This window comes from Spirosoma fluminis (genome assembly GCF_054778895.1).
In genome coordinates this window covers 64,700-81,108 of record NZ_BAAGZD010000041.1, presented here as the reverse complement: position 1 = coordinate 81,108, position 16,409 = coordinate 64,700, and the positions used below count along the sequence as shown (strand labels likewise).

Genomic DNA, 16,409 nt, shown 5'->3' with positions numbered 1-16,409 from the left:
GCGGGCAAAGTGTACTTTTGAAAAATCGAAATGCGTTGACTACGTGTTGTACTATACAACCTAATTGATTTATTGACTACGTATGAATATTGGCGATCGAGTTCGGTTGTTACGGGCTAAGGAGCAAGGGGTGATTACCCGCTTCCTGGCCGGAAACATGATAGAAATTGAAATAGAAGACGGCTTTCGAATTCCCGTTATGCAGTCGGAACTGGTGCCGGTTTCGCCGTTAGAGGCTGAGCGGTTACTGAAAACCAGCGCCTACGCCCCGCAGAAGTCAACGATAGCCCCAGCGCAGGCGATCCTGTCGAACCAGGGCGTCTACCTGGCTTTTGTGCCGGTAAACGACCGCGAATACACGCTGCATCTGGTGAACAATACCGACTGGGAATTCCCGTACGTGCTGGGTGAAGAATCGGCCGCGGCAGGAGGGGGCGTACAGTTTGTTGGGCTGCAAAGCGGGGTGCTCAAACCCAAGTCGCAGCAAAAAACGAATGAGCTGTATGTTCACGCTAAGTTTGAAGACTGGCCAACGTTTGTGGTGCAGGGATTATGGTTCAGGTCCGGAAAGGCATCGCTGCGACAACCCCTGGTGAAGCGGTTTAAAGCGCGGGCGGCCACGTTCTTTAAAAACAAAACGTCGGTGCCGGTATTGAACCAGCCGGGTTTCATGACGCAGCTGGATGGGGAAACGACTGATCCGGCCCAGGCAGCTGGGCCAGCCAGCAATCGTCCGGCGCAAGCACGGCCGACCACGATACGTCCTGAAGACCTGAAAGCCGAGATGCTGAAGCCCAAAGCCGAAGCCAGTAGCTTATCGGTGGAACGGCCGTCGGCGGTAGTCGATCTGCACATCGAGACCCTGCTGCCCAAGGGCACCGCGAACCGGAACCCGGCCGATCTCCTGAAACTTCAACTCGATACGTTTGAGAAAGCGCTGGAGAATGCCATTGCGACCGGTATGAACGACATTACGTTTATTCACGGTGTTGGCAGCGGAGCCTTGCGGACCGAGTTGCATAAACGCCTGGGTAAACATCCAAACGTACGATTCTTTGAAGACGCCCAGAAACAAAAATTTGGCTATGGTGCCACCAAGGTTACGATTAAGTAGGGGCTATTGGTTTGCGTTCTCTTTTTGGGTATTTATGCTGGCAGGTTGTCAATCCACTACCAGTCGAATCAACCCAAAGGCACCTAAAGAAACCTATTCAACCTCTGAAATGGAAGTTCGTACCGAACGTTTTCTGTCTACTGCCCACGTGCCCGTAGCCATTGCCCTGAATGATGTGGAACGGCAGATTAATGCGCAGATCAGTGGGCTGATCTACGAGGATAATAGCCTAGAAGATAATAATCGGGACAAGTTCATGGCCAAGGTCTGGAAGCGCGGTACCGTTCTGGTCAGCGCCGAAGACAGTCTGTTTCAGTTCACGGTTCCGCTCAAAATCTGGGCAAAAGCGGGCATCTCGGTTCTGGGCCTCACGCAGTATAAAGAAACCGAGTTTGAGATCGACCTGCGGTTCAAAACCAAATTCGACCTCGACAAAGACTGGTCCGTAAGTACACAGACGCAGGCCGATGGCTACGGGTGGGTTCGTCGTCCCACGGTGAGCGTAGTTGGCGTAAATATTCCCATAACGAGCTTTGTCAGCCGGATGATCGACAAAAATATGGGTACAATCACCAGGGCCATCGACCAGCAGGTACGTCGGAACGTAGATCTGAAAACACCCGTACTGAAAGCCTGGAATACACTTCGGGAGCCGTATCTGATCTCGGAGAAGTATCGAACCTACCTACAGGTAGTACCCAAGCGGGTGTTGATCACTCCGCTGCGCTTTGAAGGGCGTTTTATTCGTTCGACCATCGGTATCGAAGGCTTTACACTCACTACTACCGGAGCCAAACCGGATGTTCGTCCGGCGGTATCGCTGCCTGATCTGACGGTTGTTTCGAAGGTTAACGACAATTTTCAGATTGGTCTGCTGAGCGAAGCTACGTACCCGGAAGCTGCGAAATTGGCCGCTGAAGAATTTGTTGGTAAGACGTTCAAGTTCAACAATGACCGGTATGCGATTACGATCACGAACATGGATCTGTACGGCCAGAATGATAATCTGATTATCAAGGCGGGGTTGAAAGGCACGATCAGTGGCGATATCTACCTGCGTGGGCGTCCGTATTACGACCCTAAAGACCAGACTATCTCGCTCAAAGATCTGACGTACGATCTGGATACAAAGAATATCTTACAGCGGTCGGCCAGCTGGCTCTTACAAGGTACGTTTGCGCGAACGCTCGAAAAGCAGCTTTCCATTCCGGTTGGCTCGCAACTGGCCGATATGCAAAAATTGTTACAGGATCGGCTTAAAAATAATCAGGTGGCAAAGGGTATTGTAGTGAATGGACATATCGACGAGATCAAGCCTGATCAGGTGTATTTAACGCCCACGGCGCTGCTAGCCGTCGTGAATGCCCGCGGCCGTATTGATGTTAAAGTCGATGGTCTACAATAAGAAACGGTCATCGCTCGCCATCCGGAACCATTACGTTGCCGACGGTACCGCCTAAATACGTACCTTTGTCGTCCCTAACTAGTTCAGGCTGGCTTATCGCGTCCGAGTCATCGGGCGAGGAAAGTCCGGGCAGCACAGAGCGCCTTACTTCCTAACGGGAAGGCAGTCGATTGGCGACGATCGGCTGACAGACAGGGCAACAGAAAATATACCGCCAAGTTTTAAAGAGTGAAAGGGCGAAAGAGTGAAAGCGTAAAAGCCTCTGGCGAATCGCTCTTTCACGCTTTCACTCTTTCGCCTTTAAGTTTGGTAAGGGCGAACCGGTGGGGTAAGAGCCCACCGCTCGTTGGGTGACCAACGGGGCACGGCAACCCTTAAGGGCTGAAAGACCAAATAAGCGTCGGACGCGCGGCTGCTCGTCGCCAGCGGTCCACCAGGACCAACACCGACGCGGGTAGGTCGAACGAGGTGTCGGGTGACCGGCATCCCAGATAAATGATAAGCCAGTCAGCATCTGCTGATGGACAGAACCCGGCTTATAGGTCTGGATTAGTTAGGGGCTTTTTTACGTTTAGAGCGATAAGACAGCTTTGCGAGCAGGCAGTATTCAATCGCTGCTAGTTCGCAAAGCTGTTCTTCGTTGTGGAGTGGTGTTTTACTGGCAAATCGCAGCCGGCGAAAAGCGTTTTGAATTCGTTGAAAGTGTCTTCTACGTAGTAACTGAGCGGTTAAGCAATAAAATGCTCGAAAGAAAAGTCGGGACGTAACATCATTTTTTCGTTGTGGCTTGTTTCAAGCTGAGCTTCCGTGGCGTATATGAACATCTTTTGTTCATAATCATGGATGGCCGTTTCCAGGGTATCAAATTTTTTGTTTGTCAGGTTATCAGATAAAATTAAGGTGTCCCATAAGCCAATATTCACACCCTGACCCGCGAACGGCGGCATAACATGTGCGGCATCTCCAACAAGCGTTATAGGCAAAGGACGATTGGTTTTCCAAAGCATATCTAATGGTAATCGCCGGGTTGGCAAGCGAACAAAAAATGATGTTGCGCGAAATAATTGTTTGTAGCAGTCGTGCCAATGAGAGAACCTATTCGAAAGAAACGTTTGAATGCTATCTGTATCCTGAACGTTTAGCCCGTTCTCCCGGCTCCATTCTTCCGGCTTTTTAAAAATTACATTGTAGCTCAATACGTCATTATTTTTGGGATTAGCTACTAGTGAATTACCCTGGCTGGCCGTTATTAGTATGTTATCGTTGCACAGTCGGTAGAACTCAGGACATTCTATGTCAGGGTTAGACACTTCACCCTGTATAATGTACGTACCGGTATACTCAATCTCGGCATCTGTTACGTATCGCCTTGCCTTTGACATGCCGCCATTCGCGCTGATTACAAAATCCGCAGTTGCATCCGGCTGATCGTCAAAATGCAACACCCACTTGCCATGCTGTTCGTCAAGCCCTACAACCTTTCTATCCCAGACAACTGTATCGCTGCTTAAGCTGTCCAGTAATATTCTTCTAAGATCGTTTCGGTTGATTTCTGGAGCGTCGTATTTTGGCTTCTCAGAAACCAGAACGTTGCCTTGATCGTCAGCTACGGTTCTTCCCATGGGTACTGCCAGGGCAAAATACCTGTCCAGCAAGCCTGCTGCTTTTAGGGTGTCTTGTCCAGAACCTTTATGCAGATCGAGCGTGCCACCCCAGACTCTGGTTTGAGCGTCTTTATCTCGTTCGTAAACCCGTACATCGATTCCGTTTTGCTGCAGTAATCTGGCCATAGTCAGACCAACGGGGCCTGCACCGATGATGGCTACCCTTTTGTTGTTCAGTAACATGATTTTGCATTCTATGATAACGATGCAAAATTGCTGGGGAGGTTAAACTGAAAATAGTAAAAATCAGCCGTTTGAAGAAGGGAGTTTTTTGATGGCCACCAGGTCAATAAAGTGGCCATCTTCGTTCTTGCTTAACTCTTTGGGCGTAACACCAGCGTATTTCTTGATCTCTTTGATGAAATGATTCTGGTCCGTAAAGTTTTGTTCGGGGAAAAGTCGGCCTTCGCTGATGTGCCTGAACGAAGCTGCGAAACGCAGAATGGTACAATAAGCTTTGAGCGAAAGCCCAAACTGCTGGTTGAAGTACCGATTCATTTGCCGACTACTCCAGGATACGTTTTCCGAAAGCTCGGTTACCGTTATTGAGCCATGGGAGGAGTAAAGGAGTTCAAATAATTTCTTCTTTCGGCTATCGATACGTTCCGTTGGAATGGTTTGTATATTTTGGGTGGCCTTCCTGGAAAAGATTTCCAGACTGCTCACATCGTCTGCTTCAAATTGCCAGAAATCATTTGTCAGGCTTCTGCCTTTATTCAAGACATCGTTAACCGAATTGCCCAGCAGGTATTCCACAGCTAGTAATTTAAGCCCTATAGAAAACATGGATGTGTTTGCGGGGATAATGACCTGACTAGGTACCGTATCAATGCCTCTCAGCGACAGTTCCCAATTCTCGGAATTTACGCTCATCAGTACCAGATCAATCATTCCATTCGGCAGCAAAGTCGCTAAAACGTCTTGTTGAGTCTTGTTCTCCAGGAACCAGAAGCTGTGAACGAAATGCGAAATAGACGGATCAGGTAACGCTGATTGGATTGTGAGTGCCATTTTCTACTGTACCTCCTGACGGTAAGGTATTGTTGCGGGCTGGGTCTTTATGTTTCTGGTTTCTCTGAACTGCAGTTGGATAAAGATAAAGGAAGAGCGGTTTTTGTGATCAGTGCCGAACCAACTTGGTATAAAGTTTTGATTCACCGAAGATTACTGTGATCATCAACAGCAGCCCAAATACGTAGTGGCCACCAGACTTTGTGTTTCTTAACTGACCATTCAGCATGTACATTACGAAAAAAATCGGGGCTCGATTGCTCCCGACCTTACTTTTCTAACGGCAAACTGATAAAAACCGAAAACAGCACTTATAACCTCAACTATTTTTTGTACCTTTGCGGCCACGTTTTACAGGGGGGATGCGTCCCTCATCAAAACTTACAAGCACAAATGGCTGTTAAAATTCGTTTAGCGCGTCGTGGACGCAAGAAGATGGCGATGTACGACATCGTAGTGGCAGAATCAACCTCTCCGCGCGATGGCCGGTTTATCGAGAAAATCGGTACGTACAACCCCAACACCGACCCTTCGACGGTCGCCCTGAAGTCGGACCGGGCTGTTTACTGGCTCATGGTTGGCGCTCAGCCGACAGATACCGCTCGTTCGGTATTGTCGCACGAAGGCGTTATGTATCGTAAACACCTGCAGGTAGGTGTGAACAAAGGTGCCATCACCCAGGATCAGGCTGATGAGAAATACACCACCTGGAAAGAAGACAAAGAGAACCGGAAAGCAGGTGCTGCCGAAACCAAATCGCAAACCAAAGAGCAGAGCCGTGCGGCTCGCCTGGAGGCTGAGCGTAAGGTGAACGAAGCCCGCGCTGAGGCTATCGCCAAGAAAAACAAAGTAGAAGAGCCCGTAGCTGAAGCGCCCGCAGAGGAAGCGCCAGCTGCTGAAGAAGCACCCGCAACCGAAGAGGCACCTGCAACGGATGCTCCGGCTGCGGAATAGTTTTCTGCTTAAATCTGTTACTAAAGAGCCTGTTCGACTTTGGACAGGCTCTTTTTATACCTATAACTACTGTGACAAAAGACGATTGTTATCAAGTTGGCCATATCACCAAAACCCACGGCGTCAGCGGGGAACTGGTGCTTTTCCTGGATGTTGATAATGCCTCCGAATACGCTGATCTGGAGTCCGTTCTCCTGGAGGTGAAAGGAGAACTGATCCCCTATTTCATCGAGTCCATCGCTGTTGTGAAGGGGAGCCGGGCCATTATTGCCTTCGAGGATGTGGATACCATTGAACAGGCCGAACGACTGATCAACTGTGGCGCGTATCTGCCCCTCGATGAGCTGGAACCCATCACGGATGAGACTCGCTTTTATTTCCACGAAATCGTTGGCTATCAGGTTGTCGACGCCGAAGCGGGGGAACTGGGAGTTGTACGGGGCGTATACGCGATGAACGCGCAGGACCTGATTGCGATGGATTACCAGGGGAAAGAAGTTTTGATTCCGATTAACAGCGACATCGTCCGGACGGTAGACCGGACTAATCAGAAGTTGAACGTAGCGCTCCCCGACGGTCTGCTGGCCATTTATATGGAAGACGACGGTAAGGCAAAGCCCGAGATAGACGGTGATGTTGACGATACCGATGAGGATTGATATTATTACCTGCCTGCCCCGGCTGCTCGACAGTTTTTTCGGCCATTCCATTCTGCAACGGGCGCAAACGGGCGGCTACGTAGAGGTTGTGGTGCACGACCTGCGCGATTATACTACTGATAAACACCGGCGCGTTGACGACTACGCTTTTGGTGGCGGGGCCGGTATGGTCATGCAGATTGAGCCGATTGCCCGCTGTATTCGCTCGCTCCAGGCAGAGCGCAGCTATGACGAGGTCATTTATATGACCCCCGACGGCGCGCGATTAAATCAGCAAACCGCAAATGCGTTGTCACTACGTCAAAACCTGATCATTCTGTGTGGGCACTATAAAGGCATCGACGAGCGGGCGCGGGAGCTGTTTGTGACGAAAGAAATCAGCATCGGCGACTACGTATTGTCGGGCGGGGAACTAGCCGCTGCGGTGCTGTCAGATGCCATTATCCGGTTGCTGCCGGGCGTTCTTAATGACGAGACATCGGCCTTGACCGATTCCTTTCAGGACAACTTACTGGCTCCACCGGTTTACACGCGCCCGGCTGAATTTGAAGGCCATCGCGTGCCCGATATTTTACTCTCGGGGCACGAAGCTAAAATTGATGAGTGGCGACACGAACAGGCGCTGGAGCGAACTCGCCTACGTCGCCCCGATCTGCTGACCTGATCACTCCTGCTTCAGGGGTAACGTAATGGTGAACGTTGCCCCTTCATTGGGCGTACCTTCGGCCCGAATAAACCCTTGGTGATTTTCGATAATCTTTTTACAGATTGCCAGGCCAATGCCAGTGCCCCGGTAGCGTCCGCCGTGCAGTCGCTGGAACAGACCAAATATCTTTTCCTGGTACGTTTTATCAAAGCCGATCCCATTATCCGCTACCTGAATACAAACGTAATTGTCAGGACGAACAGGTATCAGGCTGGCTTCAGGATCTGCAAGAAAAACCTGCTGAACGGCAATCACCGGCGTCCGATCGGCACTGCAAAATTTAAGGGCGTTGCTGAGCAGGTTCTGAAAAAGCTGACGGATCTGCCCGGTATTTGCTTCGATGGTAGACAACGGGCCGACGTTGATAGTCGCTCCGCGTTCCTGAATGGTAATCTCCAGGTCGTCGAGGGTGCTGCTGATCACGGCGTTGAGGTCCGTTTCGGTATAGAACATCGCGTGGTTCGACAACTTCGACAGATTCAATACGTCATCAACTAAGTCCTGCATGCGGTTAGAGGTGCTGATCATGCGATTGAAATAGTCACGCTCGGTGGCCGTCAGCTTTTCGTCGGCCGTTGAACGCAGCAGGTTTCCGAACATCTGGATCTTGCGCAGCGGCTCTTTCAGGTCATGACTAGCTACCGAAGCAAACTGCATCAGATCGAAATTCGAGCGTTCGAGCCGGTTATTGGCCAGACTCAGCTCCTGCGTACGCTCGGACACGCGCAACTCCAGCAGTTCCGCTAATCGTTTCTGATCGTCAATATCAGTAGCTGAACCGAACCATTTGGTTATGTTGCCATTGGCATCCCGAACGGGCGTGGCTCTTCCCAGAAACCAGCGATACGTACCGGGGTTACGGCGATCGTGAAACCGGTATTCGACAGCAAAAGGCTCCCCCGTCTTTATGCAGTGGTACCAGGCCTCGGCAGAGCGCTTGCGATCGTCCGGGTGCAGGATAAACGACCAATCCTGGCCTCCGGCTTTCTGTTCTAAGCCTGAAAATTCATACCACTGCTGGTTGTAATAGTCCGATTGCCCGTCGTGTCGGGCAGTCCATACAATTTGCGGCATCAGGTTGGCCAACTCCCGAAAATGGGTTTCGCTTTCTTCCAGCTTTTTCCGGGCGTCTACCTGTTCGGTAACTTCATTTGTAATGACGACAACTCCCGAAATAGCACCGTCGAGTCCACGTAATGCCTGATATACAACATTGAAATAAGCGGTTTGTATCTGGTCGTTACGAGTCAGATGGGCCGATTGTTCGTAAGCATAAACGGGCTCTCCAGTCGAAAAAACCGAGCCGAGCAATTCCTCATAGCCCTGACCTTTCAGCTCGGGCAGTGCTTGAAAAAAAGGTTTGCCAGTTAGGTCTTCATCCTTACGTCCCCACAGCTTTAAATGAGCCGCATTGGCTAATTCTATAATGTGCGCTGGTCCCCGAAAGATGGCAATGGCTACGGGAATCTGAGCGAGGAGGTTATACAACTGCCGCTCCGACTCTCCAGCGCGCTGAAGCGCACGAACTGTCTGGGTCGTTTCGGTAACGGGCACAAGGATGCCCTGTATCTGTCCGGCTTCATCGCGTATGGGTGTATAAGAAAACGTGAAGTAGCAGTCTTCGAGAATCCCGCTGCGATTGAGCTTAACCGGCATATCCTGGGCTCCGAACGGGTTGCCCTGTAAAACGCTGCTGAGTGTAGGTTCCAGCCAGTCCCAGATTTCGGCAAAGGTGTCTTTTGCGCTGTTCCCTAAGGCGGCCGGGTGCTTGTCTGCGCCTAAAAGTTGCCGAAAGCTGTCGTTATAAAACTGGGTGAAGTTCGGTCCCCAGACCAGGTACATGCTTAAATCACTGTCGAGCGTCAGCTGAACGGCCAGACGGAGGCTCAGGGGCCACTTTTCAATGGGACCAATGGCGGTCTGCGACCAGTCGGTTGCCCGAATGATGTCGCCCATTTCGCCACCGTTCAGCAATAGGATATTGGGATAGGTTCGTGGGGTTTGCATAGGCTGCAACGGAGAAAGAACCTGGTTAAAATGCTTGCTAACCAAATGTACAAACTTCGTTTCAATCTTCGTCGGACGGGTCGGCTGCTAACCCATAAGCAGCCGACAGATTTGTCTCTAATCCAGTAGGATAGTGTGAAATCTATTCTCTATTTTTGGTATACGGCTTAAAATCGGCATGAAGGACGATATACGCATTCTCTTGATAGAAGATGACCAGGACGACGTGGATTTGTTCCGTTACGCCCTGTCGTCGAATGCCATGTCATGTAAACTCGATGTAGTTATGGAAGGGGATCTGGTCGCACCCTATCTGCAAACGTGCGCGCACCTGCCCGATGTCATCGTCATGGACCTCAACCTGCCCCGCGTTCACGGACGCGAGGTGCTGCAACTGATTAAAAGTACGGATGTATTCAGGACAATTCCGTTGGTCGTCTTAACGACTTCATCGGCCCTCGATGATCAGCTTTACTCTCTGAAACTGGGTGCTAACCACTTTATTACCAAGCCCACAACAATCCACGGATTCGGGGCTGCGATTACCGCGATAACCAGCCTGGCTATCGCTCAGTAATTGGCATATCAGTGATTTAACCACCGGTGCCGTTTGTCTCCCGCAGGCGTTCTTCTTCCCGTTCGCGCCGTTTGCGCTCACGTCGCTCCTGACGCAACTGCCGACGCGTTTTTACGGTATCGGCCGGAGCGATTTCGCCGGTTGTCGGATCAACGGTCCGACGGTCGGGCTGAACCGCCGGTTGATCCTCCGTCCGGCTGTTGTCCCGATTGCCTTTAAACAAGCGCCGGAAGAAATTGCTGATGCCAGCGGCTTCATCCGTTTCTTCAGCGTCGCCATTGATCGGGTCTGTTAGCAGACTGTCGGTCTGGAAAAGCGAATCGACCGGGGCTACCTGCCGACGGAGCCCTTCGCGAAGCCGGACGCTGTAGAAACCGTACGCTCCAGAATCGGGCGTAGTCAGGCCACGCCGGGCCATAATGCCGCCAATAAGCCGAAAATAACCCCGAACGTTACGTACCTGCAGGGAGCCATCGGGCAGAAACCAGTCGAGGGCGGCTTTCGGACGCGGAACAACAAAGGCCAGAAAAATGCTTTCGCCAAGGGTAAGGTAAGCCGGACTTTTGCCAAAATAATAGCGCGAAGCCTCGCCAATACCGTAAACATTACGTCCCCATTCGATGATGTTCAGATACACTTCATACATCCGCTCTTTCGGGACGATGTGCTGATTCTCGATCAGCCAGACGATCAGGATCTCTTCAATTTTGCGGGAGAGCGTTTTGTTCCGGTTTAAGAAGGCGTTCTTCACCAACTGCATGGAAACAGTACTAGCTCCGCGCTTGAATGACTTTTCCTTGAAGTTTGTCGCGATGGATACCCGAAAGGCTTTTTCGTTGAAACCTTTGTGGGTGAAGAAGTTATAATCTTCCGACGTCAGCAACGCATTCCGTAAATCCGGCGCAATCTGGTTGATGGGCGTATAATCCGGATTCTCGGGACCGACAATAATTTGACGGACAGGCTTTCCTTTTTCGTACGGTGTATACACGAAAGGCTTGTTGATCGACCCGAAATCGGTCCGTCCCATTTTCAGGATGCGGAACCCGTCGGAGGTCAGTCCGGAGTTAAACTTCACCGAGTCGGGTAGGGCCGTATCGAGCTGAAAAGCCAGATCGTACTTCAGTTTGCCGGCTACCTGCATCCCTTCCAGCGATTCAAACAGGCCCTGTGGAAACGAGTTGAACAAAGCCTGAGCGTCAAGTGGATCGGTATGTAACTGAACCTCGTAGGTCTTACTCGGCGATAGCGTGTATTTCACAAACGGACGGGCGCTCACCTCGCCCAGGCGTAATGTTGAGGAACTGTCGACGCCAACGTAGTTCTCGCCCACAAACACATTGGCATCCATCGCGGCCTGTTCCACCAGAACGTCAGTGCGGGCAATGGCCGGATGATTAAGGCGCAGATTCCGCACCGATCCGGCTCCCTCAAGTCGAAACTCACCGCCCCTCCGGTCAACGTCGTGCAACTCGGCCCGCAACGTATCGGCCTGTAGCTTGAGGTTATACTTTTTCTGGATGTAAAGCAGTTCCAACGGTTTTCCGTCGGCGTATAAGGCTAGATTGTATTCGCGGTCGCCGGGGTCAGCGGTACCCGTTACGTGCCAGGTGGCCTGATTCTGGTTGAGTTTCAGTGTCGACGTTACGTTCTCGTCTTTAATGAAGGCCGTCTGGGTCAGCAGACTTATGGTGTCGTTATTGTCCATGGCCCGGAATTCCAGATTGCGGACGTTCAGGTCGTCAGGAATTTTGGATAGCAGGTTATCGATCAGGTTTTCAGCTACATCCGCCAAATCTGTTCGCCGTTTGGTCGTCGTTGCGGTCGAATCCCGTCGCTTCCGGCGCAGCAGAAAATCGATATTCGTCAATGAGTCGCGCTTCACCACCTGAATCAGCCCATTGTCGAGCGTCAGTCCCTGGAGGGCTACTTTTCCCATCAGCAGCGGCCAGAACCGGACGCTGACTTCGGCCTGCTGAATACGGGCCAGACTATCGCGATCCTGGGGAACAACGGATATGTCTGAAAAGGCCAGCGCATTAAAGCCAGTGAATTTTGCGGAGCCAATACGCACATTCAGATCATAGTCGCGTTTGGCTTTACGAATGGCGCGCTCCAGGGCCGTTTGCAGCAGGCTCTCGCGCTTCGAATACGCAATCCCCGCCCCAACCAGGGCTAGTAAAAAAAGACTTAACGATACCCAGCCGACAATGCGGAGAGCTTTACGTTGACGATACGTCATGCTGAATTTTAATTCGGAAGCGCAAAGATAGAGTTTTTGAGAATAGGGGCCCGGCCGCAGACAGCGGGTTTTGCGGTAACCCCGGCGTGTTCTTATGCTGCTAAAAGTCCAGGTGGCAATTGGTCCAGCCATCGTCGAAGCGAGTGCCGAACTGTTGATAAAAGCCGATGGCGGGCTGATTCCAGTCCAGAACCTGCCACATCATGCCCGTACATTTGGTTTCCCGGGCCACATCGATGGTTGCATCCAGTAGCAACTTGCCGATGCCATAGCCCCGGAAATCTTCCGTCACAATTATATCTTCCAGGTACAGCCGTTTCCCTTTCCAGGTCGAATACCGAAAATAATACAGCGACAGCCCGACAATCTTCTGGCTGTCGGAGTCTTCGGCGACGAGCATACCAAACAACGGATTAGGTCCAAATCCATCTTCGGCCATTTGTTCGGCGGTGTTGGAGACCTGATCAGCCGCTTTTTCGTAAACAGCCAGTTCGGCAACTAAGCCAAAGGCCTGCGGAATATCGGCTCGGGTGCCGGGGCGGATGGAAATCATAGTAGGAGGAATGGTTAGCAGGAACGCAAAATTGGGTAAAGGCAACTATATAATGGGCAAGCCAACTAGTTTACGGTTCAAGATTATCGGACAGCGGTCCACTGAATTTGCGCCACTTATCCACTACTGCCTGAAGGTCGTCGGGCAGGGCCGAATCGAACTGAAGCCACTGACGCGTGCGCGGATGCATGAACCCCAGTGACTTCGCGTGCAGAGCCTGACGTGGTATCAGCTTAAACGCATTTTCGACGAAGGCCTTGTAACTCCCCACGGGATTGCCGCGCAGCACGCGGTCTCCGCCGTACATGACGTCATTGAACAACGGGTGGCCAATGTGCTTGAGGTGCGCGCGAATCTGATGCGTTCGGCCGGTTTCCAGATTGCACTGAACGAGCGCTACGTAGCGGAGGTTTTCCAAGGTTTTATAGTGCGTAACGGCCCACTTGCCTTTGGTTTCATCGTCGTAGATCGTCTGCACTTTGCGGTCTCTCACCGAGCGTCCAATGTAGCCGGTAATGGTGCCATCGACCGGATTCGGTACGCCCCAAACCAGGGCGTTGTAGGTGCGCTCGATACTATGCTCGAAGAACTGCCGGGCCAGGTGAGTCATGGCATACTCCGTTTTGGCGATCACCATCAGGCCTGAGGTGTCCTTGTCGATTCGGTGTACCAGCCCCGGCCGAATTTCGCCGTTACGGGAGGTCGGTAGATTCTGAAAATGATACACCAGAGCGTTTACTAACGTACCGTCCCAGTTGCCATGAGCGGGGTGGACGACCATACCGGCGGGTTTATTGAGCACCAGCAGCTCGTCGTCTTCGAAAACAATGGTCAGCGGTATGTTTTCGGGTTTGATGTCGGTGTCGCGGGGTGGGTGCGGCAACGAGACCGTAATGACATCCGACGGCTTGATTTTGTAGCTGGCTTTCGTAATCTTCCCGTTCACCCGCACGGAGTCAACATCAATAGCGGCCTGAATTTTAGTACGCGTCGCGTTCTGCAACCGATCCATCAGAAACCGGTCGATCCGCAACAGGCTCTGTCCTTTATCCACCACAATGCGGTGGTGCTCATATAATTCGTCGTCCTCTTCGGAGCTAACTTCGTGTTCGTCCGTCACTATCGTTATCGTGTTTGGGCAAGCCGGTCGTCGGATGAACCCGCAAGGGTTGACTCCGGTTACGTATCGCTGGCTATTTTTGCCTGATGCCAAGCCACGAAGATACGCAGATGACCGAAATAAACCGGCTACTTACCCGCTCCGACGCCGAATCGCCCCTCCAGTATCTCGATGAGCCATTTCCGGAGCCGGTGCCTATTCGCCTGTTTCTGAAACGGGACGATCTGCTTCATCCGCAGATCTCGGGAAACAAATGGCGCAAACTGAAGTACAATCTGCTGGCGGCCAACGCAGAGGACCGTACTACGTTGCTGACCTTTGGCGGGGCTTATTCAACACATTTGTACGCCACAGCTGCGGCTGGTCAGGCCTTTGGCTTTCGAACGATTGGCGTCGTGCGGGGCGATGAATTGGCCCATGCACCCCGCAACGCTACGTTAGCCTTCTGTGAAGCGTGCGGAATGCAGCTCGTTTTCGTCAGCCGAACGGATTATAAGCGGAAAGACGAGCAGGCGTTTCTGATGGAACAGGAACACCGGTTTGGACCTTGTTACGTCCTGCCCGAAGGCGGAACCAATACGCTGGCTATTCAGGGAACGGCCGAAATCATGCCCGAAATTGTGAGCCGGCTCGAGGCTTTACCTGATTACGTCTGCTGTGCGGTTGGCACCGGCGGAACCGTTCTTGGATTAGCCCAAACGGCTCCGGTAACAACAACTGTACTGGGATTTTTAGCCCTGAAAGCTTCTGATTTTCAGTTACCAAAACCGGCTCCGAACGTTCAACTGGTGCCTGACTATGCATTTGGCGGATACGCTAAAACAACCCCCGATTTACTGGCGTTTATCCGCCTATTTGAGCAAAAAAGCGGGATACGTATTGAACAGGTCTATACCGGTAAGATGTTGTACGGTATTTATGACCTCGCACGTCAGGGCTTCTTTCCCGACGGGGCTAGCGTTGTTGCTGTGCACACGGGCGGTTTACAGGGCCGAAGCAGCGAGCTGGATTAACGCTCTGAAGGCTGGCTCTGCTAATCAAAAAAGCCTTACCTTGGACTTGAATTACGCCTTAAATCGGCCGGGTCAAATCTGGCTGTTACGGCTATAGATTGGCATTACAACATGGAAACCATATTTACCACTGAACGCGTACGACCGTTGATTGCCCGCGTTCGGGAGTTTGTTGACACCGAATTAATTCCGCTTGAATCAGGTTTTTCCCACCATAAACTTGGTGAACTGATTCCCCTGCTGGATGAGAAGCGGGATAAAGTAAAGGAAACGGGCTTATGGGGATTGCACCTGGCTAAAGAAGACGGTGGTCATGGGCTTACCCTGACCGAATTTGGGCAGATCAGCGAAGTATTGGCGTATTCGCCGTTTTTTGGTCACTACGTGTTTGGCTGCCAGGCACCTGATATTGGCAATACCGAACTGCTCCATCGGTTCGCATCCGACGAACTCAAGGCGCGTTACCTTAAACCGCTGATGGCGGGCGAGATCCGCTCGTGTTTTTCCATGACGGAGCCTGAATTTGCGGGTTCTAACCCCACGCGTATGGCAACGAAGGCCGTGCGCGTCGGGGATGAGTACGTAATCAACGGCCGCAAATGGTTTACATCGTCGGCCGACGGGGCTGCGTTTGCCATTGCCATGGTTGTGACGAATCCGGATGCGGCTTTGCACCAGCGGGCCAGCATGATCGTCGTGCCGACTGATACGCCCGGCTTTAACATCGAGCGGAATATTCCCATCTTCGGCGAAGTCGGCGAGGGCTGGTTCAGTCACGCTGAGGTTACGTACACCGATTGCCGCGTACCGGTCACCAACGTAATCGGGGGCGAAGGCATGGGCTTCCGGCTGGCGCAGGAGCGGCTGGGTCCGGGCCGGATTCACCACTGCATGCGCTGGGTTGGCAACGCCGAACGCGCACTGGATCTGATGTGTCAGCGAGCGGCTACGCGCGAGATCGAAGATGAGGTAATGCTGGGCGAAAAGCAGTTTATTCAGGATTTCATCGCCGAAAGCCGGGCTGAAATTGATGCCAGCCGCCTGTACGTACTGAACACGGCCCACCAGATTGATACGGTCGGCGTAGCTAACGTGCGTGATGCGGTGTCGGCGATCAAGTTCTCTGTAGCAAACGCCTTTCTGCGGGTGCTGGACCGGGCCATTCAGGTCCACGGGGCGCTGGGCGTCACGGACGATACCATTCTGTCGGCCATGTACCGCCACGAGCGCGGAGCCCGAATCTGGGATGGTGCCGACGAGGTCCACAAGCAGAACCTGGCAGCCAGCATCCTGAAAACCTACGGACTGGACATAAAGAAAAAAGCCCGTCAATTACAGGAGCTGCGCCGAATGATGGCGGCCGGGCAGCGTGTTATGTGATTGA

General features: G+C 52.0%; 14 protein-coding genes and 1 other RNA gene. 9 read left to right on the top strand and 6 right to left on the bottom strand.

Annotated features, from left to right (window positions below; genetic code table 11):
* Positions 1-82: 82 nt before the first annotated feature.
* The 3 genes from ACYVBJ_RS22205 (at position 83) to rnpB (ending at position 3,074) form a co-directional block, all read left to right on the top strand.
* Complete coding sequence (locus ACYVBJ_RS22205) at positions 83-1,114, top strand: Smr/MutS family protein (RefSeq protein ID WP_460984491.1); 1,032 nt, start codon at positions 83-85, stop codon at positions 1,112-1,114.
* A gap of 109 nt (positions 1,115-1,223) precedes the next feature.
* Entirely contained in the window at positions 1,224-2,519 is a 1,296-nt protein-coding gene (locus ACYVBJ_RS22200; protein WP_460984490.1) for a DUF4403 family protein, read from the top strand.
* An 80-nt stretch (positions 2,520-2,599) separates the two neighbouring features.
* Positions 2,600-3,074: RNase P RNA component class A (gene rnpB / locus ACYVBJ_RS22195), an RNA gene on the top strand.
* A 173-nt stretch (positions 3,075-3,247) separates the two neighbouring features.
* Here the strand turns inward: rnpB and ACYVBJ_RS22190 are convergent.
* Positions 3,248-4,366, bottom strand: a complete 1,119-nt coding sequence (locus ACYVBJ_RS22190; protein WP_460984489.1) for an FAD-dependent oxidoreductase — start codon at positions 4,364-4,366, stop codon at positions 3,248-3,250.
* A 63-nt stretch (positions 4,367-4,429) separates the two neighbouring features.
* On the bottom strand, positions 4,430-5,194 hold the full coding sequence (locus ACYVBJ_RS22185) for a DUF6597 domain-containing transcriptional factor (RefSeq protein ID WP_460984488.1): 765 nt from the start codon (positions 5,192-5,194) through the stop codon (positions 4,430-4,432).
* 393 nt (positions 5,195-5,587) lie between these two features.
* Here ACYVBJ_RS22185 and ACYVBJ_RS22180 point away from each other — a divergent pair, with 393 nt between their 5' ends.
* From ACYVBJ_RS22180 to trmD, 3 genes are all read left to right on the top strand, one after another.
* Complete coding sequence (locus ACYVBJ_RS22180; protein ID WP_460984487.1) at positions 5,588-6,148, top strand: 30S ribosomal protein S16; 561 nt, start codon at positions 5,588-5,590, stop codon at positions 6,146-6,148.
* A gap of 71 nt (positions 6,149-6,219) precedes the next feature.
* Positions 6,220-6,807 (top strand): ribosome maturation factor RimM, encoded by a 588-nt coding sequence (rimM, locus tag ACYVBJ_RS22175; RefSeq protein WP_460984486.1) that lies wholly within the window; start codon positions 6,220-6,222, stop codon positions 6,805-6,807.
* Complete coding sequence (gene trmD, locus ACYVBJ_RS22170) at positions 6,797-7,471, top strand: tRNA (guanosine(37)-N1)-methyltransferase TrmD (RefSeq protein WP_460984485.1); 675 nt, start codon at positions 6,797-6,799, stop codon at positions 7,469-7,471. Before rimM ends, trmD begins: the two co-directional genes overlap by 11 nt.
* Here the strand turns inward: trmD and ACYVBJ_RS22165 are convergent, their stop codons facing one another.
* Positions 7,472-9,520, bottom strand: a complete 2,049-nt coding sequence (locus tag ACYVBJ_RS22165; protein WP_460984484.1) for a PAS domain-containing sensor histidine kinase — start codon at positions 9,518-9,520, stop codon at positions 7,472-7,474. It abuts the gene before it with no gap.
* Between the two features lie 178 nt (positions 9,521-9,698).
* Here ACYVBJ_RS22165 and ACYVBJ_RS22160 point away from each other — a divergent pair, with 178 nt between their 5' ends.
* On the top strand, positions 9,699-10,097 hold the full coding sequence (locus ACYVBJ_RS22160) for a response regulator (RefSeq protein WP_460984483.1): 399 nt from the start codon (positions 9,699-9,701) through the stop codon (positions 10,095-10,097).
* Between the two features lie 16 nt (positions 10,098-10,113).
* On the opposite strand, the gene ACYVBJ_RS22155 is transcribed toward ACYVBJ_RS22160, so the two are convergent.
* The 3 genes from ACYVBJ_RS22155 to ACYVBJ_RS22145 all read right to left on the bottom strand — a co-directional run bounded on the left by ACYVBJ_RS22155 (position 10,114) and on the right by ACYVBJ_RS22145 (position 14,012).
* Positions 10,114-12,339 carry a transglycosylase domain-containing protein gene (locus ACYVBJ_RS22155; RefSeq protein WP_460984482.1) on the bottom strand — a complete coding sequence of 742 codons (2,226 nt, stop codon included), beginning with the start codon at positions 12,337-12,339 and terminating at the stop codon, positions 10,114-10,116.
* A gap of 100 nt (positions 12,340-12,439) precedes the next feature.
* The gene (locus ACYVBJ_RS22150) at positions 12,440-12,892 is read right to left on the bottom strand and encodes a GNAT family N-acetyltransferase (RefSeq protein WP_460984481.1); all 453 of its coding nucleotides are present in this window, start codon (positions 12,890-12,892) and stop codon (positions 12,440-12,442) included.
* A gap of 70 nt (positions 12,893-12,962) precedes the next feature.
* Complete coding sequence (locus ACYVBJ_RS22145; protein ID WP_460984480.1) at positions 12,963-14,012, bottom strand: RluA family pseudouridine synthase; 1,050 nt, start codon at positions 14,010-14,012, stop codon at positions 12,963-12,965.
* A 110-nt stretch (positions 14,013-14,122) separates the two neighbouring features.
* Here ACYVBJ_RS22145 and ACYVBJ_RS22140 point away from each other — a divergent pair, with 110 nt between their 5' ends.
* Both ACYVBJ_RS22140 and ACYVBJ_RS22135 read left to right on the top strand, forming a co-directional pair.
* A complete protein-coding gene (locus ACYVBJ_RS22140) occupies positions 14,123-15,025 on the top strand; it encodes a 1-aminocyclopropane-1-carboxylate deaminase/D-cysteine desulfhydrase (RefSeq protein ID WP_460985261.1) in 903 nt (300 codons plus the stop codon).
* 111 nt (positions 15,026-15,136) lie between these two features.
* On the top strand, positions 15,137-16,405 hold the full coding sequence (locus ACYVBJ_RS22135; RefSeq protein WP_460984479.1) for an acyl-CoA dehydrogenase family protein: 1,269 nt from the start codon (positions 15,137-15,139) through the stop codon (positions 16,403-16,405).
* The last annotated feature ends 4 nt before the right edge of the window (positions 16,406-16,409 follow it).

Bases quoted from the DNA above. Each gene is read 5' to 3' on its own strand.
- ACYVBJ_RS22205 (WP_460984491.1), top strand. From the start codon at position 83: ATGAATATTGGCGATCGAGTTCGGTTGTTACGGGCTAAGGAGCAAGGG.
- ACYVBJ_RS22200 (WP_460984490.1), top strand. From the start codon at position 1,224: ATGGAAGTTCGTACCGAACGTTTTCTGTCTACTGCCCACGTGCCCGTA.
- ACYVBJ_RS22190 (WP_460984489.1), bottom strand. From the start codon at position 4,366: ATGTTACTGAACAACAAAAGGGTAGCCATCATCGGTGCAGGCCCCGTT.
- ACYVBJ_RS22185 (WP_460984488.1), bottom strand. From the start codon at position 5,194: ATGGCACTCACAATCCAATCAGCGTTACCTGATCCGTCTATTTCGCAT.
- ACYVBJ_RS22180 (WP_460984487.1), top strand. From the start codon at position 5,588: ATGGCTGTTAAAATTCGTTTAGCGCGTCGTGGACGCAAGAAGATGGCG.
- trmD (WP_460984485.1), top strand. From the start codon at position 6,797: ATGAGGATTGATATTATTACCTGCCTGCCCCGGCTGCTCGACAGTTTT.
- ACYVBJ_RS22165 (WP_460984484.1), bottom strand. From the start codon at position 9,520: ATGCAAACCCCACGAACCTATCCCAATATCCTATTGCTGAACGGTGGC.
- ACYVBJ_RS22160 (WP_460984483.1), top strand. From the start codon at position 9,699: ATGAAGGACGATATACGCATTCTCTTGATAGAAGATGACCAGGACGAC.
- ACYVBJ_RS22155 (WP_460984482.1), bottom strand. From the start codon at position 12,339: ATGACGTATCGTCAACGTAAAGCTCTCCGCATTGTCGGCTGGGTATCG.
- ACYVBJ_RS22150 (WP_460984481.1), bottom strand. From the start codon at position 12,892: ATGATTTCCATCCGCCCCGGCACCCGAGCCGATATTCCGCAGGCCTTT.
- ACYVBJ_RS22140 (WP_460985261.1), top strand. From the start codon at position 14,123: ATGACCGAAATAAACCGGCTACTTACCCGCTCCGACGCCGAATCGCCC.
- ACYVBJ_RS22135 (WP_460984479.1), top strand. From the start codon at position 15,137: ATGGAAACCATATTTACCACTGAACGCGTACGACCGTTGATTGCCCGC.